Annotated in this window: 18 protein-coding genes and 4 pseudogenes; 4 read left to right on the top strand and 18 right to left on the bottom strand. The window is 51.9% G+C overall.

Annotated elements, in window-relative coordinates:
• Position 1: 1 nt before the first annotated feature.
• The 3 genes from urtE to ettA all read left to right on the top strand — a co-directional run bounded on the left by urtE (position 2) and on the right by ettA (position 3,362).
• Complete coding sequence (gene urtE, locus AC6I7J_RS03510; RefSeq protein WP_058776207.1) at positions 2-700, top strand: urea ABC transporter ATP-binding subunit UrtE; 699 nt, start codon at positions 2-4, stop codon at positions 698-700.
• A 113-nt stretch (positions 701-813) separates the two neighbouring features.
• On the top strand, positions 814-1,578 hold the full coding sequence (gene deoR, locus AC6I7J_RS03505) for a DNA-binding transcriptional repressor DeoR (RefSeq protein ID WP_058757230.1): 765 nt from the start codon (positions 814-816) through the stop codon (positions 1,576-1,578).
• A 116-nt stretch (positions 1,579-1,694) separates the two neighbouring features.
• Positions 1,695-3,362, top strand: coding sequence for an energy-dependent translational throttle protein EttA (ettA, locus tag AC6I7J_RS03500; RefSeq protein ID WP_498006850.1), 1,668 nt, complete (start codon positions 1,695-1,697; stop codon positions 3,360-3,362).
• 49 nt (positions 3,363-3,411) lie between these two features.
• Here ettA and nadR read toward each other — a convergent pair whose 3' ends face one another.
• From nadR to serB, 3 genes are all read right to left on the bottom strand, one after another.
• Positions 3,412-4,638: a multifunctional transcriptional regulator/nicotinamide-nucleotide adenylyltransferase/ribosylnicotinamide kinase NadR gene (gene nadR, locus AC6I7J_RS03495; RefSeq protein WP_010618490.1), complete on the bottom strand. Its 1,227-nt coding sequence runs from the start codon at positions 4,636-4,638 to the stop codon at positions 3,412-3,414.
• 336 nt (positions 4,639-4,974) lie between these two features.
• Entirely contained in the window at positions 4,975-6,357 is a 1,383-nt protein-coding gene (radA, locus tag AC6I7J_RS03490) for a DNA repair protein RadA (RefSeq protein WP_021506810.1), read from the bottom strand.
• A 13-nt stretch (positions 6,358-6,370) separates the two neighbouring features.
• A complete protein-coding gene (serB, locus tag AC6I7J_RS03485) occupies positions 6,371-7,348 on the bottom strand; it encodes a phosphoserine phosphatase (protein ID WP_021506809.1) in 978 nt (325 codons plus the stop codon).
• Positions 7,349-7,455: 107 nt separating this feature from the next.
• Here serB and AC6I7J_RS03480 point away from each other — a divergent pair, with 107 nt between their 5' ends.
• Complete coding sequence (locus tag AC6I7J_RS03480) at positions 7,456-8,130, top strand: YtjB family periplasmic protein (protein ID WP_498006848.1); 675 nt, start codon at positions 7,456-7,458, stop codon at positions 8,128-8,130.
• 168 nt (positions 8,131-8,298) lie between these two features.
• Here the strand turns inward: AC6I7J_RS03480 and AC6I7J_RS03475 are convergent, their stop codons facing one another.
• The 15 genes and pseudogenes from AC6I7J_RS03475 to AC6I7J_RS03405 all read right to left on the bottom strand — a co-directional run bounded on the left by AC6I7J_RS03475 (position 8,299) and on the right by AC6I7J_RS03405 (position 23,287).
• A complete protein-coding gene (locus AC6I7J_RS03475) occupies positions 8,299-8,649 on the bottom strand; it encodes a hypothetical protein (RefSeq protein ID WP_498006846.1) in 351 nt (116 codons plus the stop codon).
• A gap of 10 nt (positions 8,650-8,659) precedes the next feature.
• Positions 8,660-9,190, bottom strand: a pseudogene (locus AC6I7J_RS03470) (RHS repeat-associated core domain-containing protein); the annotation flags it as partial.
• A 323-nt stretch (positions 9,191-9,513) separates the two neighbouring features.
• Positions 9,514-9,948, bottom strand: a complete 435-nt coding sequence (locus tag AC6I7J_RS03465) for a type IV secretion protein Rhs (protein WP_498006844.1) — start codon at positions 9,946-9,948, stop codon at positions 9,514-9,516.
• Positions 9,949-10,043: 95 nt separating this feature from the next.
• Positions 10,044-10,244, bottom strand: a pseudogene (locus tag AC6I7J_RS03460) (hypothetical protein); the annotation flags it as partial.
• Positions 10,245-10,619, bottom strand: a pseudogene (locus AC6I7J_RS03455) (RHS repeat-associated core domain-containing protein); the annotation flags it as partial.
• A gap of 851 nt (positions 10,620-11,470) precedes the next feature.
• Positions 11,471-11,920 carry a hypothetical protein gene (locus AC6I7J_RS03450; protein ID WP_498006842.1) on the bottom strand — a complete coding sequence of 150 codons (450 nt, stop codon included), beginning with the start codon at positions 11,918-11,920 and terminating at the stop codon, positions 11,471-11,473.
• Positions 11,920-12,300 (bottom strand): annotated as a pseudogene (locus tag AC6I7J_RS03445) (toxin C-terminal domain-containing protein); the annotation flags it as partial. The gene AC6I7J_RS03450 and the pseudogene AC6I7J_RS03445, both read right to left, overlap by 1 nt.
• A 104-nt stretch (positions 12,301-12,404) precedes the next feature.
• Positions 12,405-12,998 carry a hypothetical protein gene (locus tag AC6I7J_RS03440; protein WP_498006840.1) on the bottom strand — a complete coding sequence of 198 codons (594 nt, stop codon included), beginning with the start codon at positions 12,996-12,998 and terminating at the stop codon, positions 12,405-12,407.
• Entirely contained in the window at positions 12,992-16,960 is a 3,969-nt protein-coding gene (locus AC6I7J_RS03435) for an RHS repeat-associated core domain-containing protein (RefSeq protein ID WP_498006838.1), read from the bottom strand. Before AC6I7J_RS03435 ends, AC6I7J_RS03440 begins: the two co-directional genes overlap by 7 nt.
• A gap of 212 nt (positions 16,961-17,172) precedes the next feature.
• The gene (locus AC6I7J_RS03430) at positions 17,173-17,607 is read right to left on the bottom strand and encodes an ankyrin repeat domain-containing protein (RefSeq protein WP_498006836.1); all 435 of its coding nucleotides are present in this window, start codon (positions 17,605-17,607) and stop codon (positions 17,173-17,175) included.
• Between the two features lie 57 nt (positions 17,608-17,664).
• Positions 17,665-17,901: a hypothetical protein gene (locus AC6I7J_RS03425; protein ID WP_498006834.1), complete on the bottom strand. Its 237-nt coding sequence runs from the start codon at positions 17,899-17,901 to the stop codon at positions 17,665-17,667.
• 37 nt (positions 17,902-17,938) lie between these two features.
• The gene (locus tag AC6I7J_RS03420; RefSeq protein ID WP_498006832.1) at positions 17,939-18,697 is read right to left on the bottom strand and encodes an ankyrin repeat domain-containing protein; all 759 of its coding nucleotides are present in this window, start codon (positions 18,695-18,697) and stop codon (positions 17,939-17,941) included.
• A 12-nt stretch (positions 18,698-18,709) separates the two neighbouring features.
• Positions 18,710-20,002 carry a DUF4150 domain-containing protein gene (locus AC6I7J_RS03415; protein ID WP_498006830.1) on the bottom strand — a complete coding sequence of 431 codons (1,293 nt, stop codon included), beginning with the start codon at positions 20,000-20,002 and terminating at the stop codon, positions 18,710-18,712.
• Positions 19,995-21,149: a DUF2169 family type VI secretion system accessory protein gene (locus tag AC6I7J_RS03410; RefSeq protein ID WP_128603062.1), complete on the bottom strand. Its 1,155-nt coding sequence runs from the start codon at positions 21,147-21,149 to the stop codon at positions 19,995-19,997. Before AC6I7J_RS03410 ends, AC6I7J_RS03415 begins: the two co-directional genes overlap by 8 nt.
• 2 nt (positions 21,150-21,151) lie before the next feature.
• Positions 21,152-23,287 (bottom strand): type VI secretion system Vgr family protein, encoded by a 2,136-nt coding sequence (locus AC6I7J_RS03405; RefSeq protein ID WP_021506800.1) that lies wholly within the window; start codon positions 23,285-23,287, stop codon positions 21,152-21,154.
• Positions 23,288-23,297 lie beyond the last annotated feature (10 nt).

Raw genomic sequence — 23,297 nt, 5'->3', positions numbered from 1 at the left:
GATGTTACAGGTAGCAGAACTGCATCAATATTACGGCGGCAGCCATATCCTGCGAGGTCTGTCGTTTGAGGCTCGCCCGGGCGAGATCACCTGCCTGCTGGGGCGCAACGGCGTGGGCAAAACCACGCTGCTGAAGTGTCTGATGGGGCTGATTCCGGTCAAATCCGGCGAGGTTCGCTGGCAGAACCAGCTGATTAACACGCGCAAGCCACACCAGCGCGTACAGGCCGGTATTGCTTACGTGCCGCAGGGGCGCGAAATTTTTCCGCGTCTGACGGTGGAAGAGAACCTGCTGATGGGGCTGGCGCGCTTCTCCGGCGCCCAGGCCAGCCGGGTACCGGAAGAGATCTACCAGCTGTTTCCGGTGCTGCGCGAGATGAAAACGCGGCGCGGCGGCGATCTGTCAGGCGGCCAGCAGCAGCAGCTGGCGATCGGCCGGGCGCTGGCCTGCCAGCCGCAGCTGTTGATCCTCGATGAGCCGACCGAAGGGATCCAGCCGTCGGTGATCAAAGAGATCGGTGCGGTGATCCGCCAGCTGGCACAGCGCGGTGACATGGCGATCCTGCTGGTCGAGCAGTTTTACGATTTCGCCGCCGAACTGGCCGACAGCTATCTGGTGATGTCGCGCGGCGAAATTGTGCAGCGTGGCGCAGGGGCGAATATGGAGAGCGAGGGCGTGCGCGGGCTGGTGGCGATTTAGCCGCGAGGCGGGCGGGCAGGCAGAAGACAGGTTGTTAATCTGCAAGAAAAAACTTATGTTTACCCTCCACCCGGCCATTCCGGCCGCAGCGAAGGTTGAGCGAACTGTTACTGATGGAAACCCGCCGCGACGAACGAATCAATAAGCTGGCGCAGGCGCTGAAACACAGCGACACCCTGCACTTAAAACAGGCCGCGCAACTGCTGGGCGTGTCAGAAATGACCATCCGCCGCGATTTAACCGGCGCGACGCAGGGCGTGGTGCTGCTGGGTGGCTATGTCATGCGCGACCCGCGGCAGAACGTGGCGCACTATTTTGTCAGCGACCAGCAAAACCTCAACGTCAGCAAGAAACGTCTGCTGGCACAGCGGGCTGCCGCGCTGGTACAGGCCAACGACACGGTGTTTTTCGACTGCGGCACCACGTTGCCGCTGGTGATAGAAGCGATCGATAACGATCTGCCCTTCACCGCCATCTGCAGCGCGATCAATACCTTTCTGGCGTTAAAAGAGAAGCCGCACTGTCGGGTGATTCTGTGCGGCGGCGAATTCCACGCCGATAACGCCGTGTTTACACCGCTCGAGCAGGTCACGGTGCTGGATGCGCTCTGCCCCAATAAAGCCTTTATCTCTGCCGCCGGCATGGACGCTGCGCAGGGCGCCACCTGTTATAACCTCAACGAACTGCCCATCAAGCATCTGGCGCTGCAGCGGGCGCAGACCAAAATCGTGGTCGGCGACAGCAGCAAGTACGGCAAGGTACTGCCGGCGCGCATTGGCGACTTCTCGCTGTTTGATATGCTGGTCAGCGACAGCCCGCCTCCGCCCGCGCTGCTCGCCGTGCTGCAGGCGGCCAGGCTTACCCTGCACTGCGGCTAGCATTATTCCGCCGCTGCGGAAGAATGCGCGCAATGCGGCTGTGATTGCCGGGTGAAAACGGCTAAACTTCAGCATCTGACGTTCCACCCATTACAGACCAAGAGGCTCATCACAACGTGGCTCAATTCGTCTATAGCATGCATCGCGTCGGCAAAGTGGTTCCGCCGAAGCGTCACATTCTGAAGAATATCTCCCTTAGCTTTTTCCCTGGCGCCAAAATTGGCGTACTCGGCCTGAACGGCGCGGGTAAATCGACCCTGCTGCGCATCATGGCCGGCATTGATAAAGATATCGAAGGGGAAGCTCGCCCGCAGCCGGGCATCAAAGTCGGCTATCTGCCGCAGGAACCTCAGCTGAACCCGGAACACACCGTGCGTGAGTCGGTGGAAGAAGCGGTCGCGGAAGTGGTTGCCGCGCTGAAGCGTCTCGACGAAGTGTACGCGCTGTACGCCGATCCGGATGCCGACTTCGACAAGCTGGCCGCTGAGCAGGGCCGTCTGGAAGAAGTGATCCAGGCACACGACGGGCACAACCTGGAAACCCAGCTGAACCGCGCTGCCGATGCCATGCGTCTGCCGGAGTGGGATGCCAAAATCGCCAACCTGTCCGGTGGTGAACGCCGCCGCGTCGCGCTGTGCCGTCTGCTGCTGGAAAAGCCAGACATGCTGCTGCTCGACGAACCGACCAACCACCTGGATGCCGAATCCGTCGCGTGGCTGGAGCGTTTCCTGCACGACTTCGAAGGCACCGTGGTAGCCATCACCCACGACCGTTACTTCCTCGATAACGTTGCCGGCTGGATTCTGGAGCTGGACCGTGGTGAAGGCATTCCATGGGAAGGCAACTACTCCTCATGGCTGGAGCAGAAAGATCAGCGTCTGGCGCAGGAGGCTTCTCAGGAAGCGGCGCGTCGCAAATCGATCGAGAAAGAGCTGGAGTGGGTGCGTCAGGGCGCGAAAGGCCGTCAGTCTAAGGGCAAAGCCCGTCTGGCGCGCTTTGAAGAGCTCAACAATACCGATTATCAGAAACGTAACGAGACCAACGAACTGTTCATTCCACCTGGCGCGCGCCTCGGCGACAAAGTGCTGGAAGTGAAGAACCTGAGCAAAGCGTATGGCGATCGCGTGCTGATTGACGATCTGTCGTTCTCGCTGCCGAAAGGCGCTATCGTCGGCATCATCGGCCCTAACGGCGCCGGTAAATCGACGCTGTTCCGCATGATGTCAGGCCAGGAGCAGCCGGATTCCGGCAGCATTGAGCTGGGCGAAACCGTGAAGCTGGCGTCGGTCGATCAGTTCCGCGATGCGATGGATAATTCAAAAACCGTGTGGGAAGAAGTTTCTGGCGGTCAGGACATTATGCGCATCGGCAACACCGAAATGCCAAGCCGCGCTTATGTCGGTCGCTTTAACTTCAAGGGTACCGATCAGGGCAAACGCGTCGGCGAACTGTCCGGCGGTGAGCGTGGTCGTCTGCACCTGGCGAAACTGCTGCAGGTGGGCGGCAACCTGCTGCTGCTCGATGAGCCAACCAACGACCTGGATATCGAAACCCTGCGCGCACTGGAAAACGCCCTGCTGGAGTTCCCGGGCTGCGCGATGGTGATCTCGCACGACCGCTGGTTCCTCGACCGTATCGCCACCCACATCATCGACTATCAGGATGAAGGTAAGGTGGAGTTCTTCGAAGGTAACTTTACCGAGTACGAAGAGTACAAGAAACGCACCCTCGGCGCCGAAGCGCTGGAGCCGAAGCGTATCAAGTACAAGCGCATGGCGAAGTAATCGCTGTGATAACAAAAAGGCGCCGCGGCGCCTTTTTTGTTGTGCTGCGCTAGCTGCCCAGCATCTGCTTCACCAGCTCGACGCAGCGCAGGAAGCGTGTGTCGTAGTCATCCTCTTTGACGTGCACATATTCAATGTGATTTTCACGCAGCATGGTGACCAGCATCGACTGGAACTCGCGGCGATCCATTGAACTGCCGAGACTGCGCAGGCCGTCGGCCACCCACGGTACGTTATTTTCCAGCAGAATCACCAGGTCAAAGCGGTACTCATCGATCAGCGCCTGCACGAACGGGTGCTCGCGTCCTTCATACTTGAGGCAGAACGCCTGGGTAGTGATGAAGTCGGTATCGATAAACGCCACTTTGTTGGCATATTTGACGGCAAAATCGATGTACTGCGCCTGGCCGAGCGCGATTTTGTCGTAGTCGGAGTATTGCAGCGCCATCTCGTCGCCGCCGAGGTGCGAGAAGACATAATCGCGGCCATACTCCCACGCGCTGGTGGTGTTGAAGATGTTGGCCAGCTTGTTGACCAGCGTCGATTTGCCGCTCGATTCACCGCCGAGCACCGCCACGGTGCGCACGAAGAACGGCTTCACTTCAGTCGGGATGTACTCCCAGTAGCGGAACGGATCCTGACGAATCTGGCTGCCGCTGATGTTCATAAACGATCGATGCGGATCGATCACCACCGCCGGAATGCCCAGATGCTGCTGATACATCGGCGCATCCGGTTCTTCGCTGGTATAGACGCAGTCGGGCTCAATGCCCTGCTCCGCCAGGAAGGTTTTCACGCCAGCGCTCCACACGTCCCAGCCGTGCGGATAGGGCTCGATGCCCTCTTCGTTGAACGAATGGATGCGGATGTTTTTCTGGTACTTGAAGGTCTGCAGCAGCCAGCGCAGACGATCGCTGATGGTGGGCTGCTGCGACATGGCGCTGTTCTCAAACAGCTGACGATCGCGCGGATCGTCATGGCCCATGATGATGTGCAGCTCATCGACCTGGCTACAGGCGCGCTGGATCAGGTAGATGTGACCGGTGTGCAGCGGATAGAACTTCCCGAACACCACGCCCACGGTTTTGTCGCGACGCGGGAATTCCAGCCCGAGAAAACGGTGCAGCGCTTCCAGCTTCTGCGCGCTCGGGCTTTTGATTTTGGCATTCAGCAACTGGCTCAGATAGCCTTTGGTCATCCCGCTGGCATCAGCCACCTGCTGCAATGTATGTCCCTGCTGGCGAATCGCGGTTTTCAGATAGTCAAACGATGACATGTGGTGCCTCCTGCATGGAATTAGAGGGATGGTGCGCGCGGGCCCTCACCCCGGCCCTCTCCCGCCCGCGGGAGAGGGAGAAAATCCTGAACAGAGCGATAAATGGCAGATCAACACCCTACTCCCCGCCTCTCCGATCGGTTCCCTCTCCCGCAAGCGTGAGAGGGGAAAAATCCTGAACTGAGCGGTTAACAACAGATCGGTACCGTACTTCCCGCCCCTGCGAACGGTTCCCTCTCCCGCCCAGCGGGAGAGGGTTAGGGTGAGGGCAAAGATAAAGGCAAAGGTCGAGCACAGGCCACGCCACAAGCAAAACCCCCTCCCCAACAACCCGCCTTACAGCTCGTCCAGAATCGCCAGCGCGTCCGCCAGTTTCTTCGCGCTATACACCTTCATACCGTCAATCGCCTTCTTCGGCGCATTCCCTGCCGGCACAATGGCGCGCTTAAAGCCGTGCTTGGCCGCTTCGGAAATGCGCTCCTGGCCGCTCGGCACCGGACGAATCTCCCCGGCCAGCCCGACTTCGCCAAAAATCACCAGATCCTGTGGCAGCGGGCGATCGCGCAGGCTCGACACCATCGCCAGCAGCAGCGCCAGGTCTGCACTGGTCTCGGTGACTTTGACGCCGCCGACCACGTTCACAAACACATCCTGATCGGCCATCTGCAGGCCGCCGTGACGGTGCAGCACCGCCAGCAGAATCGCCAGACGGTTCTGCTCCAGCCCAACCGCCACGCGGCGCGGATTGCCCATCATCGAATGGTCCACCAGCGCCTGAATCTCAACCAGCAGCGGGCGCGTGCCCTCCCAGACCACCATCACCGAACTGCCCGAGGTGATCTCATCGCCGCGTGATAAAAAGATAGCAGACGGGTTGCTGACTTCGCGCATGCCCTGCTCTGTCATGGCAAAGACGCCCAGCTCATTCACCGCGCCAAAGCGGTTTTTGTGGCTGCGCAGCGTGCGGAAGCGCGAATCGGCATCGCCATCCAGCAGCACCGAACAGTCGATACAGTGCTCCAGCACCTTCGGACCAGCCAGCGAGCCATCCTTGGTGACGTGACCGACCATGATGATCGCCACGCCGCGCGTCTTGGCGAAGCGCGTCAGGTAAGCGGCGGTTTCCCGCACCTGCGCCACGCTGCCCGGCGATGACTGGATCTCCGCCATGTGCATCACCTGGATCGAGTCGATCACCATCAGCTTCGGCTGCTCCTGCTCGGCGATCAGGCAGATCTGCTCAATGCTGGTTTCCGACAGCATATTGAGGTTTTCCGTCGGTAATCCCAGACGATGGGCGCGCATCGCTACCTGTTGCAGCGACTCTTCACCGGTGACGTACAGGGTTTTCATCCCTTCCGCCAGCTTACACATCACCTGCAACAGCAGCGTTGATTTACCGGCACCAGGGTTACCGCCAATCAGTATCGCGCTGCCCGGCACCACGCCACCGCCCAGCACGCGGTCAAACTCTTTAAAACTGGTCGAGAAACGCGGCAGCGCTTCCAGACTGATCTCCGACAGCTTCTGCACCCGGCTGGTGCCGGCGCTACCGGCATAGCCGCTCAGGCGCTCATTGCGCGCGGCCGCAGGCGAGGCGGCAATGCGCACCTCGGTAATGGTATTCCAGGCGTGGCAGGCGCTGCATTGCCCCTGCCAGCGCGGATAGTCAGCGCCGCATTCGTTACAGACGAAGGCGCGTTTTGCCGCTTTGGCCAAATCAAATCCTCAGTTAACGCTCTTCGTGAATCAGGCTGCCGGTGAGAATGCAGAACACTCCCATCAGGTCAGCGTGGCGGATAATCACTTCCGTCTGCTCATTCACTTTGGGTTTAGCATGATAGGCGATACCCAGCGCCGCGGTTTTAATCATCGGCAGATCGTTAGCACCATCGCCAATCGCCACGGTTTGTTCCGGTGCGATGTCAAAGCGCTGGGCCAGACTGTTCAGGGTATCGGCTTTAAATTGCGCGTCGACGATTTGCCCCAGCACTTCGCCGGTCAGCTTACCGTCACGCATTTCCAGTTCGTTGGCTACCGCAGCGGCCAGATGCAGCGTCTGCCGCAGGTGATCGGCATAGAAGGTGAAACCGCCCGAGGCAATCGCTACCTGCCAGCCCAGCGCCTGCAACTTGTGCACCAGCGTGGTCAGGCCCGGCATCAGCGGCAGCGTATCGCGCACCTGCTTCAGGATGTTGGCGTCAGCGCCGGCCAGCTTCGCCACGCGCTCGCGCAGGCTGGCTTTAAAATCCAGCTCGCCGCGCATCGCGCGTTCCGTCACTTCCGCCACCTGCTCGCCACAGCCCGCCAGTTTGGCGATCTCATCGATGCACTCGATCTGGATGGCGGTGGAATCCATGTCCATTACCAGCAGCCCTGGCGTTTTCAGATGGGGGATTTTGCCAAGCGGCGCCACATCAAAGCCAGCCTCATGCGCCAGCTTGCTGGCACGCGGTGTCAGCGAGCCCGCCAGACGGATTACCTGATACTCATCGACATTCCACGCGCTGACGATCACCATCGCCGCGCCCAGCTGATGCTGATAATCGGTCAGTTTTTGTTTATCGAGCCCGCGCCCATACAGTAACCAGCCAGTCCGACCGGCACGGTAATCCAGCGGCATCACTTCATCACCGCTCAGGGAAAGGGGTAAACCCGGCCAAAGAGAGACATCGGCGGGCAGATCGCACCAGGTAAGACGATTTGGCATTACAGCTCCTGTAGGGACAACAAAACCACGCAAGAGGCTACCTTGTCTGCGCGGGTTCTGGCAACATAATTGCCAGCCTTTCTGCTGTTACGTCACACGGGTTTCTGATGGTCAAAACCGCACTGAAATTTCGCCTGCATCGCACGGTGATCGTTCTTATCTCGCTGGCGCTGTTAGTGGTGCTGATGCAGGGCGCGTCATGGTTTAGTCTTGGCCATCAGATGGCCCGTTCCGAACAGGTCGAGGAACTGGCGCACACGCTGACGCGCCAGGTGGCGTTCAGCCTGAAACCGCTGATGGACAACAGCGACGATAACCGCACGCAGATTGAAGCCATCCTGAATCAGATGACGGATAACAGCCGTGTGCTGGACGCTTCGGTCTATGCCGACGACGGCAGCCTGGTGGCCCACAGCGGTGAGAGCATTAATGTGCGCGACCGCCTGGCGCTCGACGGTAAACGTGCCGGTAGCTATTTCAATCATCAGATTGTCCAGCCGCTGGAAGGGAAAGAGGGTCCGCAGGGTTTTCTGCGTATTACGCTGGATACCCATGTGCTGGTGACGGAATCGCGTCAGGTGGATAACACCACCAATATTCTGCGCCTGATGATGCTGCTGGCGCTGGCGATCGGCATTATCCTGACCCGTACCCTGCTGCGCGACCGCCGCACCCGCTGGCAGCAATCACCGTTCCTGCTGACGGCCAGCAGAACGGTGAAAGAGGATAAAGAGGAAGAGACGGCGGCGGAGAATGTGGAGACGGAGAGGAAAGAGGGTTGAGGCAGATAGCTCTCTATAGAAGCACGTCGCAGATTAATATTGCCGGGAGGTGGCTGGCTGGGATGGGATACAGAGTGACGGTGAAGGTTGGACAGGACAGCCTGATTCTGACGACTGGCAGCTAAAGAGAAAAAGCCGGAAGGATCGTTAAGATCGCTTCCGGCTTTTTTAATTATATATACCTTTATTTTCAGCTTTCTCTATAAATATATCTTGCAGACTCCCCTGTATTTCAACATCTTTATAGGTCACAATGAAATCACCATCAATATCATCAGGATAATGAGAACAATCCAGAGCACCTAATATTACCGAAGCACTATCGGCGATCACGAGATCTATAAATTTAAATATACACTCTCTTTCTACCACACTTAAATTAGACAGAGCATTTCTTGCTTTACCATAGGTATCAGTATCATTATTTACTGGTTTGCTGAGAGACTGCTTATAACGCTCTGAGTTATCTTCAAACAACTCTTTGAAGATAGCATTAACTACTTTTTCATCAAGATTCATACACACCTCCTTATCTTATACTAGGGTACATAGGCTTGTTCAACTCGATAAGTTTCTCAAGTTTACTATATGGTATCTCAGTATATATCCTTCTTAAATTTCATATATTTCTCGCTACGCCCCCTGGCATTTATAAATGGCAATCCAGTCTTGGGATTTATTTAAGTTCTGGATACAATGCCTAATCCTTCTTTAGATACGGTGTGGCCGACAAGAGGAACTAACATGGCTGAAGCTGTCGCAGGATCATATCCTTCAACCGGATCTTTCATAATATTCTTCTGACCAACATGATGAGAGTGCAGTCCAGGATTTTTACCTTTAACAGCATTTTATTACTTTGATGAGAACTTACATCCCATTTTTCAGGATCACATTTTCTTAACCCCAGCGGATCAATTAAGCTGAGCGGGCTCGGCGTATGCTGATAAAGATTCAGCCCACCCGCCAGCCCTAGCGGGTGCTGGCTGATGAACCGCCCCGCATCCGGATCACATTAGCGGAACCGGTTATAGTGTAAACTTGTTTCCGCATCGTAATACTAAACCTGATAAAAGGTTAATCAATTATCCGCCGGATAAGCCCAAAGCTATCAATACAACTAACGCTATCGGATAGTTAAACAGCATGATCCAAGCACAGATAAAGAAAGGCCAGGTGTTCTCTATTAATAAATCAGTGCAAAATACTATTTATCTGACTATGAAGGATGCGTCAAAAATAGATTTGCCGATTCAGTACTGGCGACAGGCAATGAATTTCAGATCATTGAATAATGTAGACCCATGAGCGCTAACCTTTAAGCATTGGGTGTGTTATAAATAATTACTTACAGGCTCTAATCACAATTAATGGCTGCAATAACTAATTCCTAACACCGAAATCAATATAACCTTCAGAAGTGATAGCTAAGCACCATTTTGCACTTTCCTCAAAAAAATAGTGATGCTGAGGAATATTGTTAATCACATAAACCACAAACTCAAGGAAAATCTTCGGTTCCAGAGAAACCGCAAAATCAAGTGAGGAATCATTAATATAGTAAATTTTATCCTTTTTGTTTAAGAATTCATATAAGCCACTATCTTTTATGAACTCTTTAACATCAAAATCAACCTGCATGGAATCAAATTCAATTGATCGTTCAGCATGTCTTAATAAAGAATCCCAATCAATTTTTGAACCTTTCCATTGAAAAGCTTCAGAAAGAATATCCGCAACAGGCTTCCATTCATTAATAATTATTGGCCTTGGAGAAAAGCCATCCATATCTGATAACACATCCTGTTCTAAAGTCACTTTGCTCTCCATAATTTTGATGGCAAGTCAAATAATCTCTGCAGTCTTTTCACCGATGACTCCGTAGCTTCAAATAGATAATGCTCACCTTTTTCTTAACCGCTGAATACATTTATATGAGCGCCACTACGCTCATCATATTCTATTCTGAATCCGGTTTTACCATCTGCAGTCGTCATTCCTACAGGCTTGCCTCTGATAGATCCAAACTTCCCTGTGTTAACTTTTTCAGCCTTGAAGCCTCTTTCTTCAAGCCACTTTAGTGCTTTGTTTCTGGCTTGCTCATAACTATCTTTACACTTAGTTAACCCCAGCGGATCGATCCAGTTCAGCGGGTTCGGCGCATACTGATAAAGATTCAGCCCACCCGCCAGCCCTATCGGGTCCTGACTGATGAACCGCCCCGCATCCGGATCATCGTAGCGGAACCAGTTATAGTGCAAACCCGTTTCTGCATCGTAGTACTGGCCCTGATATCACAGCGGCTGGTGTACCGGCTCGGCATGGCGCGTCTGCGCATGCTCTACCCGCACCGTGTTGTCCCACGCCCGGTACTCTGCCCGCCACGCTACACTACCATCCGCACTGGTCAGCTCACGCGGCATGCCTGCAACGTCATTGTGATACCAGTGTACCTGCGCTGCGTGCTCCGTTTCACCTTGTGAGATGGAGTTAGGGATGGGTCACAGAATGACGGTGAAGGTTGGATAGGTCAGCCGGATCCTGACAACTGCCAGCTAAAGAGAAAAAGCCGGAAGGATCGTTTAGATCGCTTCCGGCTAGTATTATTGATTCTCGATTTCAGTTATCCAGTGGCGAAGATCATCATCCGTATATAAAAAATCCCGATCTGAAGAAGGTAAATCAACAGCTCCTGGCAATTTCAGATATTTTAAAACTATGGGGTCATATAATCTTAATCAGTCATCATCGAACATATTAAGTGCCCATTCAGACACATCATCTCTATTTGCGTCACCTGCTAATATATTTGATATTTTATTAATTATATCACCGCATTGAGGTTGAATACTCAAAACACCACCGCCTTACTTATAATTACCATCAATATCAAACATACGATAATTGTTTTCATGAGCAACATGCTTTGGAGACACACTTCGTATATTTTCAGTATGGTCTATCTGGTCATAGCATGTACGTTTATCACCTTTAGAAGCATCCCATTATTTAACTAACCCGGCACCTTATTGATTATTTCAGGACGTTCTGGTTTAAAAAAATCATCCATCCCCAAACAACTTCTAGTATTTTAAATACTAATCAAGCCTTAGGATCTTTTTGATTTACTGACACAATCTTTAGTCATTCTTAAACATTTTTCCTCACCAGAAATGACCGGAGCATTATAAAACCATCGTCGAATTTATCGCTGAAGCACGAGACTCTAGGTGAATTGCAGCAAGCTTAAAAATGAAATTCTTGAAAATAAAAAATCTGTTATCCATTACATTCAACTATATGTAAAGAAAACCACCCACTCATATAAATCGTGTTGGATCTAGAGATATGGAGACTGGAAAGCCTCAACATTGAGATTTGTCTTTATCTTTGATTTTATAAAATCACATGATAAAGGACAAACAACGTACATATAAAAATCATAGCCAAAATGTACTTCTAGATCATCAGAGAGAAGTTTGCACCATATTTTTTCTCTTAATACGTCTCTTATTAATAACGGCAACTCGTTTATCGCTAATGACTCAGGGTACTTAAGAAGCCCGGCCTCATCAAAAATTTCCAATTCGGATACAGTCAACTTCTCAACACTTAATAAAGAACATAATGAAATGACAAAATTAATGTATTCATCTTCCAATAATATATAATCTTCCAGACTAACCTTGTTCCCCACATCAAAATAACTAGTCCATTCATTTTCCGGCGAGGTCAAATTACCTTCAGCATCATAACCATGATATTTTGTTATTCTTAATGAAGTATGCATCAATCGCTAATCATATTCATATCAAATGTTCCCGTTCTTGTCCTACGACTTCCTGGGTTTTTCACGCTATCTGCAGCTTTCCAAAAACCGCCATTATGCTGATCAACGTCAGGTGTAATATATCCAAGTTTATTTGGTGCTTTTTTATTAACGAATACGGGCTGCCCATTGGATCTCTCATTGATTTCTGAATAACCAAGCTCAGATGCTTGTTCCGCGTGGCCACATTTTCTTGCCAAGCCCAACGGATCAATCCATGCCAGCGGGTTCGGCGCATACTGATAAAGATTCAGCCCACCCGCCAGCCCTATCGGGTCCTGACTGATGAACCGGCCAACATCCCAACCATATTAGCGGAAACGGTAGTAATAATACCCCGTATCCTGTCCCCAATTGCGCGGCTTACGTTGTAGCGATTCTGCTTAGTATTGCCAAGACAACCCAACATTGACTTAATAAAAATCACAGTTTTAGATTAAACTCCTCACCATGACTTCATCAAATCTATATTATCTACCGCACAAATATCAACATTATATTTTCTCACAACATCCAAAAACCGCTTAACCACTTCCTCTGAAAAAATCATTATGCTTTTACCGGCTTCAGGCATGTAACTATTCACAATAAAAAAAGGAATATGATTATTTAACAAGTGAGCAATGACTTTATTTGGGATTTTACATTCACTATCCACGCTTAACAATATAGGTTTTTTTTCAACCTCAATTTCATTCAACCCCCTTCTCTTCCTTAATTCATTTTTCTTAACAGCCATTGAATAAATTTCAATTTCTTTACCTATGGAGTTTCCATCTGAGGAAACATACAATCCATTCCTATAAACGTTATTAACGTTAATTAACTTTCTTTCAACAACATCATAAAAAACAAAATCACTTATGAAATCATTAATGATTTTTTTAGCGATAGATGAGTCAAAACCATAAGGCCCATAAAAATTGTCATCAATATCATATTGATAGCAGAAACAGGTTGTGATTTTATCAAACTCCTTTGAAAACAACCTTTTCCAGTCTGGTACTGGGAATTTTATTACCCTTTCATTCTTCACCATGTAAATATAACCTCTTCACCCTTAGAGTTCACTGAATGCACATGACCTGAATCATGATGTTTTGGTATATTAGGTAAACCCGCATCTGGGTGTCCATCTGGATGTTCGAACCATTTATTTGGACCATACTTGTATTCTCGACCCAGCTTTGTGGCACCTTTAGATTTCATCATTGACCAATTCTTACCTTGGCTGGTTGCATTCAGTTCATCAATATGAATATCTTTTCCGCCTCTTGAATTCCTTGGGACTTGAGAATGTTGTCTAGCCAGGTTTATAGCCTCGCGTCGATTCTTTGCTTCGATAACCTTACATTTACTCAACCCCAACGGATCAATCCAACTGAGCGGGTTCGGCGCATACTGATAAAGATTCAGCCCACCCGCCAGCCCTATCGGGTCCTGACTGATGAACCGTCCCGCATCCGGATCATAGTAGCGGAACCGGTTATAGTGCAAACCCGTTTCTGCATCGTAGTACTGGCCCTGATAGCGCAGCGGCTGGTGTACCGGCTCAGCATGGCGCGTCTGAGCATGCTCTACCCGCACCGTGTTGCCCCACGCACGGTACTCTGCCCGCCACGCTACACTACCATCCCCACTGGTCAGCTCACGCGGCATGCCCGCAACGTCATTGTGATACCAGTGTACCTGCGCTGCGTGCTCCGTTTCACCCTGCTGCAGACTGATCTGTGCCAGTGGTGCGAAGCTCTCGTCTTCATAAATCCAGATATGCTGGCGCGAGCCACGCACTTCGCTCAGCAGACGGTTGCCGTCCCAGATAAAACACGTCACGCCAAAGGCGTCACGTTTCCAGCTGCGTCGGCCGAACGCATCGTAGCCGTAAGTAGTGCGCTGTTCTGTGCCGTTACGCGTGCTTACCGCCTCTGTCAGCTGGTGCTCGGCGTTCCAGGAAAACTGTTGCACCGTATGCCGACCAATGCGCTTCTCAGCCACGTTGCCAAAGCTGTCATACGCCCAGCGCCGGTCTTCGTGCACCCTTAGACGGTTATCCTTCAACGGCGGCGCGCCGACCTCATTCAGCAAATTATGTGCGGGGTCAAAAGCAAACCGCTCATCCTGCGCTCGCGTGAGTCGGCCCAGTGCGTCATATTCGTAGCGGTGGTCACCGGTGTAGTGATCGACCATCTGCATTAGCTGGCCGTTGCGTTGCCATACATAATCACGTGCCACCGCAGTGCTGTCACCGCGCATAGCGCGCTGGCTTACCAGCCGGCTCATTTCATCATGAACATACTCGCTGGCCAGCGCTCCCTGGGTACGGCGCACCTCACGGTGCAGTATGTCACGTTCGCTTTCACTGATGACGCGGCCACCAAAATTGACCTGGACGCGGTGACCGCTGCCATAATAAAGGTTACTCAGCTCACGACCGTCCGGTAGCCTGGTATGAGTACGGTTACCCAGCTCGTCATACTGATGGCGCAGCTCGTAATTAATACCACGAATCAGGCTGCGCTCCGCCAGCAACTGGCTGGCATCATCCCATTCCAGCTCCACACGTCCGCCGTGATTGACGCCAGTTGTCAGACGTCCCAGCGCATCGTAACTGAAGCGGGTACGCTGCCACTTTGCATCTCCGCCGCGTGCCACCAGCTTCTCAAGCAGCCTGCCGCAGTTATCGCGCCGATAACGCGTGCGAATTTCCGCGCCGCTGCCGTCGCCTCGCTCGGTACGCGTCAGCGCATTTCCACTGGCATCATATTCATAATAGGTGGCAGAACCATCGAACCTCTGTTCACAGATCAGATTGTTATGAACATCGTAACTGAAGCTATAGCGCGTGCCATTTTCATTGATGAGAGCAACCAGGCGACGTGCGCGATCGTATTCATAGCTAATAGGGTTACCGAGCGCATCTGTTCGCGTCAACGGCAGACCGTCCCCCGCCAGCGTCCAGCGTGTTGCCTGATTCTGTGCGTCATACCAGGCTGTCAGGCGCTGCCAGCGGTCAAACTCGAAGCGCTCGACACCGCCATCCGCATGCACAATGCGCTGTGGCAGGCCATCACGACTGTTATAAAGAGTGGTAACGTTGCCTGCGGCATCAGTTTGCTGCCTGAGCCAGCCGTACTTATCATAATCAAAGCATGTGGTGCGTCCGGAACAATCGGTATGGCTAGTTAAAAAGCCGGCACTGTTCCAGCTCAGCTTTTGAACACCTGCTGCCGCGTCGCGGATACGAACCAGGTTACCCTGATCGTCATGGTTATATTCGGTAATGCGGCCAATCTCATCAGTGAAACGAATCAGGCTGCCTGCAACGTCATAATGGTATTCGCGAATACCGCCCAGCATGTTTGTAACCCGCACTGGCAGGTTCCAGCGAGCATGGTAGTCAAAGCGTGTCGTCTGGCCATCCGGTTCGATAACGGCAGTGCAGTTACCGCGCTCATCATAGCGATAACGCGTCACGCGGCAAGCCTGATTAGTAAGCTGTATGATCTGTCCACGCGCGTTACGGCGAATGCGGATATAGCCGCCCGAAGCATCTCGAAAACCGGTTAACTCGTGGTTATCGTCAAAGTCATAGCGCGTGACGCGGCCCAATGCGTCAGTGATGGTTGTACTGTTACTGGCGTACTCGAAACGCCATTCACCGCCAAGGCTGTCACGATGCGCCAGTACTTTGCCATCCGGTGCGTGTTTATCGTAGTGATAGAAACACTCAAGTTCGCCCCCTCGACGATGTGCCACCATTACATGATTTCGATAACGAAATTCACGCAGCACCTCATCATGCTCATTGCGAACAGCACTTAAATCTCCTTCAGAAGAATAATCATAGCTGCAGAGCTTTTCGGCACTCAGGGGGGCAGATGGATAACAAACGCTTACGGCAGTGATACGTTCAACGCTTCGATCTTCATCAAGCATCAGTCGGGTAAATGTAATATTGAAGCGTCGCCCTGCACTGTCAGTAATTACTATCGGCTGATGTTGCGCGTTGTACTGCAGAGTTAGGCGGTTACCGTGGCGATCGCTGATTGCCGAAAGTAGCCAGCGGCCCTCTCCTGCCTGATGAGTGAAGTGCCAGTTCTGGCTTTCATCAGGCGCAGAAATGCAAAACTCGCCCGACTGTGGCTGGGAAAGTGATAGCTGCTCATAGCGATGAAACTGCGGCTCCCGACCCGGCTGTGGCCAGGGAAAATCAATTTCTCGACCCTGTTCATCAACCAGAATCAGCAGTTCGTTATCTTTGCGTAATTCCTGAGCGAAAGGTAAAGACCACCCCTGACCTAACCAGCCGTTACCTGTTTCATCGGAGAAATACAAACGCTGCCAGTTAAGCGGTACCGCAGCGGGAAAAGAAAAATCTTTATCATGATCGTCAAAAAGTAATTTAATACCCAGTAAAGGATTTACCGGACTACCAATTGCCATCTCAACCTCTGGCAATGGCCTCTGCGGAATTTTGCAGGGCTCAGTTTTTTTCTGCCCATGCCCTTTATCATTTCCGCCTTTATTACTGCCGGCCTTTTTCGCTTTAATAACTTCGTCAGCTTCTTTTTTTGCTGCTTTGGTTTCTGCTCTGGCCGCAGAACTTTCTGCCTTCACTGCAGCCTTTTCAGCCAGTGCTGTGCTTTCTTTGGCGACGGTTTTCCCGACTTTTGCCGCCTCAACCGCTTTGCCAGCTTTCGCTGCCAGCTTACCCGCTTTAAAAGCGGCTCCACCCCCAGGCACAAAGTTGGCTGCAGCTGAGGCAGCTGAAAGTGCCGCGTTGCCATAATCGCCCTCAGCGGTATAAATGGCAGCGTTAGCGCCGTCTGCTACGGCACCAATGACGGGTACTGCGCCAAGGACATCCAGGCCAGTGTGCACCCAGTCGCCATAATCGCTCCACCAGCTTTTCTTTTTTGGCGGGTTGGCACTGCCCGCCGTAACGTGACCCTGGGGCGCAGGCGCATATTGTAATTTACCAATCGTGTTTCCGGTTGCCATTGGAGCTCCGTGCAGGAAATTCAGGTATTAATGAGTAAGGATATGTGCGGGTACTTTCAGATTAATAAAAGGTAAAGTAACGCTGACGCAGCCGCCATTTAAAATGGTGACTAACTAAACTGTAGGTTGAGATTTCAGGCTGAAGGTAATATCTTTTGTGGAGAAATCATAGAACCCCATAAATTAAGAGGTAACAACAGTAAAATTTAAACTCAAATCCGCATGCCTTTAGCAACAGCAAGTCTTTTGATTTCCATTAATTTAAGTGCCGTAGCATCATTGTTTTTACCTTCCTTTTTAAGCATGTCTTCGGGTAGATTGCTAAACCCCCATCCCGCTTTTGTCACTGCGTTTGGGTTGGCGCCATGATGTAAGAGGTATTCAACCTGATCGAGGTCCATTCTTGTCAAAGCAAAAATAAGCGCCGTTTTACCAGCGGTATCGGGCTTATTAACATCGGCACCTATACTAACAAGATATTCCAGCACAGGCATTGAGTTTTCTGACGTTGCGTTCATGATCAATGGACGTGCACTACTAACAGCATTTTTATCAAGGCCTCCCGCAATCAACGCTTTAAGATAGCGGGAATCGTTTGAGCGGGCCATAGCATCTGCAGCACTGCCATATTGAGGAATAATGTACAACGGATCCGCGCCTTTCTTTACCAGTTCGGTTACGATTTGAAGACTGGCATCTGTTTTTTAGTTTGTAGCGGTTAAAAGCGCGTACATCAAAAGTGTCATTCCTTCTCTTCCGGGAGAGTTAAGATCAGTAAAGACTGCCTTTTTCTTGATCTCATCGAGAGAGTGATTCTTTATCATGATAGCCAATTCAAGTTGTTCTGCATCGAAAAATCTAGAGGGGGATAGTTGAGTGACTGCTGCGCAGTCAAATGAAAATAATATGGCCACTATAGAAACCATAGTAATTAATTTCATCCCCCCTCCTTTTATCATTTTTACCGGCGTTAAATACTCAGTAGTCAGCTGGAGGCCATTTCATGCCTTTTTTAATAGCCAGAGTTTTAATCGCTTCTAACTTTGCAGTGTTACCTGAATTCGACTGGCGCTCTATAATTTTTGCGAGCATATTATTAAAACCCCAGCCATTCTCTGTTGTGACTCGCGGATCTGCACCATGCTCCAGTAACCAGATTACACTATCCAGTTGAAAGCCTGATAAAGATTCAATCAGAACGGTTTGACCAAGTGAATCTTTTTTATTGACGTCTGCCCCCATCTTTACAAGATAGCTCATGACCTTTAAGCTATGCTCGGAAGCAGCGCCGAAAATGATCGGAGTATCCTCGACTTCTGCATTTGGGCTCAACCCGCCATCAATCAGAGCAGCAATGAAAACAGGATCATCTGATTTCACTGAAACTTCAGCTGCGCTACCAAAATCAGGAATTTGTTGCAACGGATTCGCTCCGGCTCGAACTAAATCTGAAACAATTGCCAGGTGCTTTCTATCTTTATCATGACTATTTTGCAAAGCAAAAAACAATAACGTCATGTCTTGCTTGCCGGGTTTATTTAGATCGGTTTGCATTGCAAGCTTTTTAACTTCCGGTTCGTTACCACGTTCAATTTCCTGAGCAAGGGACAATTGCGTACCAGAAAAGAAATTCTCAGCAGATTGATTTTTCATTGCGCTACATCCGAAGGCCGATAATAATACAACCAATAAAATAAAGAACATCTTCACTCTTTGATTCACACTTAAGTGTAACATTTTGCACTCCCGTTAAATAGCAGATAAAACTTCCTCATCCTCTTGCTTTTCACTTTCTATACACGGTATTACTTGTTCCATGCCATGTCTCGCTATTGGATCACCTTTACCGCCATCCATATCATGGCGTGTACCTACAGATGAGGGAGTTAGCGCAACCAAAGCACTGCCTACTACTGCGCCAGCAAGGCCACCATATACTCCTCCTAACTTAGCTCCCGCAAATGATGTAACACCTATTGTAGCAAGACCGCCCCAAAAACCAGGCTCCTGCACAGCAGTTAAAACCTCACCTTTAACCCGGTATGCATTGATGTTTTCTTTGTCAGGACTTTTACCTAATCCGCCGTATTTTTCTACCGTCTTACTATTCAACCCAGCAGAGTTATATGTCCATCCCGATTTGCCACTTGCTCTTGAGCATGCAGAAGCCATTCCACCGCCTAACGAGTGACCTGTACAATCAATAGGGGATTTACTCATCATGATTTTATTACCAATTCTGACAGATTGCTCATAATAATCAGATTGTAAGTTCATTCCCTGTTTAGCATTATTCTTCCAGTCTTCAAGAGAAGTTGGCCTTGTCCCTCGGAATACCACTGAGGCGGACATATCATCACCAAAAACTTTTTTATCTGGCTCATACACTCGTGCTTTAAACCCTTCATTCCCTGCAATATTTAAATCTTTAGATTTCAAGCCATAATTTTTAAGCCTGGCATTATCATTACTGATATCATCCCACCCTTCCAAAATATCTTTTCCGGACTTTGGGTCGGCTTCATAAACTTGTTTTGCAAGTCTCGCTTTTTCCATCCCCGTATTATTCAGTTCCAGCCTTTCAGCGGCTGCCCGAACTTTTGGGTCACGGCTATGCTTACCTTTTGCTATCAGCGCCTTGCGTCGCTCCCAGGTTTCTTTTTTGGTCAGATTACCGCCGCGCCCTCCCTTGGCCTTGCCGTTCATGGCAAAGATATCCTGTACGCGGTTGAGGGGAAAACCACCGATATAGGTATCCGGACTGTGCTCAATTGACCAGCAGTCACCCTCAACTGTACCGCTGACTACGCCCTTATTACGCCCAGCCGCATCTCCGATAGTCGTCGGCACAAAGCTAATGTCATAGACGAATGCCGGGTGGCCATTGAAGCGTACGCTTTCCACTGTACTTTTCGAGGGTGCCAGTGTGGCAGTAACCGGATATGGCACTGGCGGCTGAATGCCTGGGGTGAAACACAAATCGGGTAGTAATCCCACCACCTTATACACACCATCCTTGCGTGCAGCGTAATTATCAGCCATGACCTGACTCCTGCGAGATGAGCCCTACCAGTGAAGGCGGCAGCGGGGTAAAACTATCGTCATTGGTATCCGCGATTTGTTGTTGTGCCTTCTGCACTATCGCCTTACGTTCCTTTGCAGTGATGAAGCGTAACTCTGTTACTGCTGCCTCAAGCAATTCAGAAAACACTGTGCGATAAGTACAGTGCACTTTGCGCTCGGGCAAATTAATCACCAGCGTGTCCAGCTGCAAATCGTAGCTTACTCCAGCCCCCAGTTGTGTGGTGACAAAGGCAAATAAGGTTTCAACCGGGACTGAAAAACTGATTTCCTGTCCGGGCTTATCCTGTTGTGAGATAAGGTTTTTTAGCGTAACCGGAATATGCGACAGCGGCTTGGGTAATGGAAACTGCATCCATGGATGAGCGCCACACCAATAATCAAAGCGAAAATCCTGCGGCAGAAAAGGATGACGCTGCTGCTTCCACGCCTCGTCATAAGTACCGGCAAAGCCAATACGCGGTTTCCAGCCACGACCATAAAAACCAAAACCGGCAGGTAAGGTTTCATCATCAATGTTTTTAATCGGCTGGGGCAGTAATTCAAACTGTGGCGCTGCGATACGCTGTAACTTAAGCTGTTTCTGCGCCCTGGCGGGTAACCAGCCAACACCGACGCTGTTAGTGGCGGATGCAATCTCGTCGCCATGCTCTAAGCGGAACATTCCACCCTGCGCATGCTCGTAACGTAATTCGAGAGCAGTGATCGCTTTAGCCTCGCTTAATTGCCAGCTAGTCACCATTTTGCGCCACTCGCGTGGGCCATACACGTTTAGTAAACGGGTAAAATCGCCAATACGCGCTCCGACGGTGAAATGACGCGCCGGCTTACCTTCCGGAGCGTGAGCACTACCGTTGATAATGACATCCAAACGCGGCTTATAGGGTGCCAGATCGCTCTCGAATCGAACACTGCTTCTGCCCGGCTCATCGTAATATTCATCCTGTTCAACCAATTCACCCTGATCTTCGCATAACGTAAGTTGGCCGCTGTGAATATCCAGATCGTAACTGACGCGTGTCACCAGCACACTAAATCCATGATCGTGCTGGTCTATCGACTCAAAAAGCTGTGCCGGGAAAGCACTATAGTTGACAAAATTTTCCATAGTTAGTTGATATCTATCTGCGTTCCGTCAATGTCTATCACCTTCTCACCAACCAGCTTAATTTTGTTTGCACTGATGGTAATGGTGCCGTTCTGTTCGAGCACGATCATCGATTCGCCACAAACCAGGGTAATCTTGTCTTCCGCACTAAACTCCGCCGATGTTCCTGCTGAAAGGCCAATATCCCGCCCGGTATTAAGCGAATATTTCATGCCAACGTTGTGCATTTGCATCGCACCGACGTTAGTCATCCAGCCGGCCCCCACATTGAGTACATAAGCAGCACCAATGTTGGTATTCTGCGCCAGCCCGACATTTAACATCGAGGCTAATGCGACCGTTTCAGTTTTCGTTTGGTCGACTTTCAGCGTTTGGTTGCCATTGATAGTCACTGACTGATTCTGACCAATACGCACATTTTCATTCTGATCAACCGTTTCAGTGCGGTTACTGTGCACGGTGATGGTTTCATTGCCGTCCACTGTTTCCGTACGGTTTTGGTGAATGGTAATGGTTTCGTTCTGATCGACGGTTTCAGTGCGGTTCTTTTTGACCTCAGTGGTTTCGTTGCCGCCGATGGTTTTGGTGCGATTACTACCAACCGAGTGGGTTTCATCATTTTCCACCTCGGTGTCCATATTTTTCTCAGCATGCAGCCACACCTGCTCCTCGCCCGCCTTGTCCTCGAAGCGCAGCGCGTTTGCCGTGTCCGCCGTGCCGTCCTTCGAACGGCTTAAAAACCCCATCTGCGTCGCCGCCGCCGGCAGCGCCCACGGCGGCATGCTCGCCTCGTTGTACACGCGACCGATGATCAGCGGCCGGTCCGGGTCGCCGTTGATGAAGTCCACCACCACCTCGTCGTTCACCCGCGGGATCTGCACGCCGCCGAACCCCTGGCCCGCCCACGCGCTCGACACCCGCACCCAGCACGAGCTCGTGTCGTCGCCCTTCGCCAGTCGGTCCCAGTGGAACTTCACCTTCACCCGGCCGTAGCGGTCCGTCCAGATTGACTCACCCGCCGGGCCCACCACCTTCGCCGTCTGCGGACCGTGCGTCTTCGGCCACGCCGTCGCCGGCTCCGCGCGGTACGTCACCGACGACGGCAGCACCGTGAACGCGATGTTGTGCCGCGCACCGCCGCCGCCGCTCGCGTACCCGTTCTCCTCGAAGTCGTACCGCGCCGACGTCACCAGGTACTCCCCGTTGTCGCTGAAGTGCGGCGCGTTCACGATGCCGAACCGGTACCCCGGCGCGATGCCCGTCGCCGTCCCCGTTCCGCTCACGCTGTGGTGCGCAACCTGCCACACCTCCTGCCGGATGCGCGTGTAAAACTCCCCGTGGCTGTGGTCGACAAAATGGCCCGGCCAGTCGTACACGTCCACCGCCCCCGGCACCGGCGACACCGGGTTCTGCCGCGCCTGCAGCATCCACGCGTTCGGCTTGCGGAAGTCGTAGTCGTCCGTGCTGTACATCCCCGGCGTCACGCTCTCGCACAGCGACCACTGGCTGATGCCCTCCTCCGTCACGCTCCCCCCCGACGCCGTCACGTGGTACGGTATCGTCTCATAGCCCGCGAACGCCTCGTGCTGGTCCGCCCCGTCGCACAGCACCATCACGTGACGCTCCGCCTCGTGGCGGAACCAGTAGTAAATCCCCTCCAGCTCCATCAGCCGGCTGATGAAGTCGAAGCTGCTCTCCTGGTACTGCACGCAGTACTCCCACACCCGGTAGCTGCTGCCCAGCCGCGTCTCCACGTTCACCCCGTTCTCCTGCAGCAGCGTCTGCACTATCTGCGGGACCGTCTGACCCTGGAATATCCGCAGGTTGCGGTCCCGGCGCATCGGCCACAGGTCCGGCTCCACCCGCAGCTGGTACACCGCGTAGCGCGTCCCGCTCAGCTCCTCGCTGCGCACCGCCACCCGCGTGATTTTGCCGTTGAGGTAGCGCGGCGACAGCAGGCTCTGCGTCGGCAGCGTGAACGTGACCGGCTGCCCCAGCAGCGCGTGCCGGTCGATGCGCGCGTCCGTGGCCAGCAGCTCGGCGTTCAGCTCAAACGACTGCGACAGCGCCTCGGCGCCGGTGAGTTTCCAGAACAGCAGGCCGTCCATCGGCAGCTGTGCGGTGATGCGTGAGAACATAATAAATCCC

The organism is Type-C symbiont of Plautia stali (genome assembly GCF_059730935.1).
The sequence above is the reverse complement of the archived record's forward strand: the minus strand, read 5'-3'. Positions and strand labels throughout refer to the sequence as shown.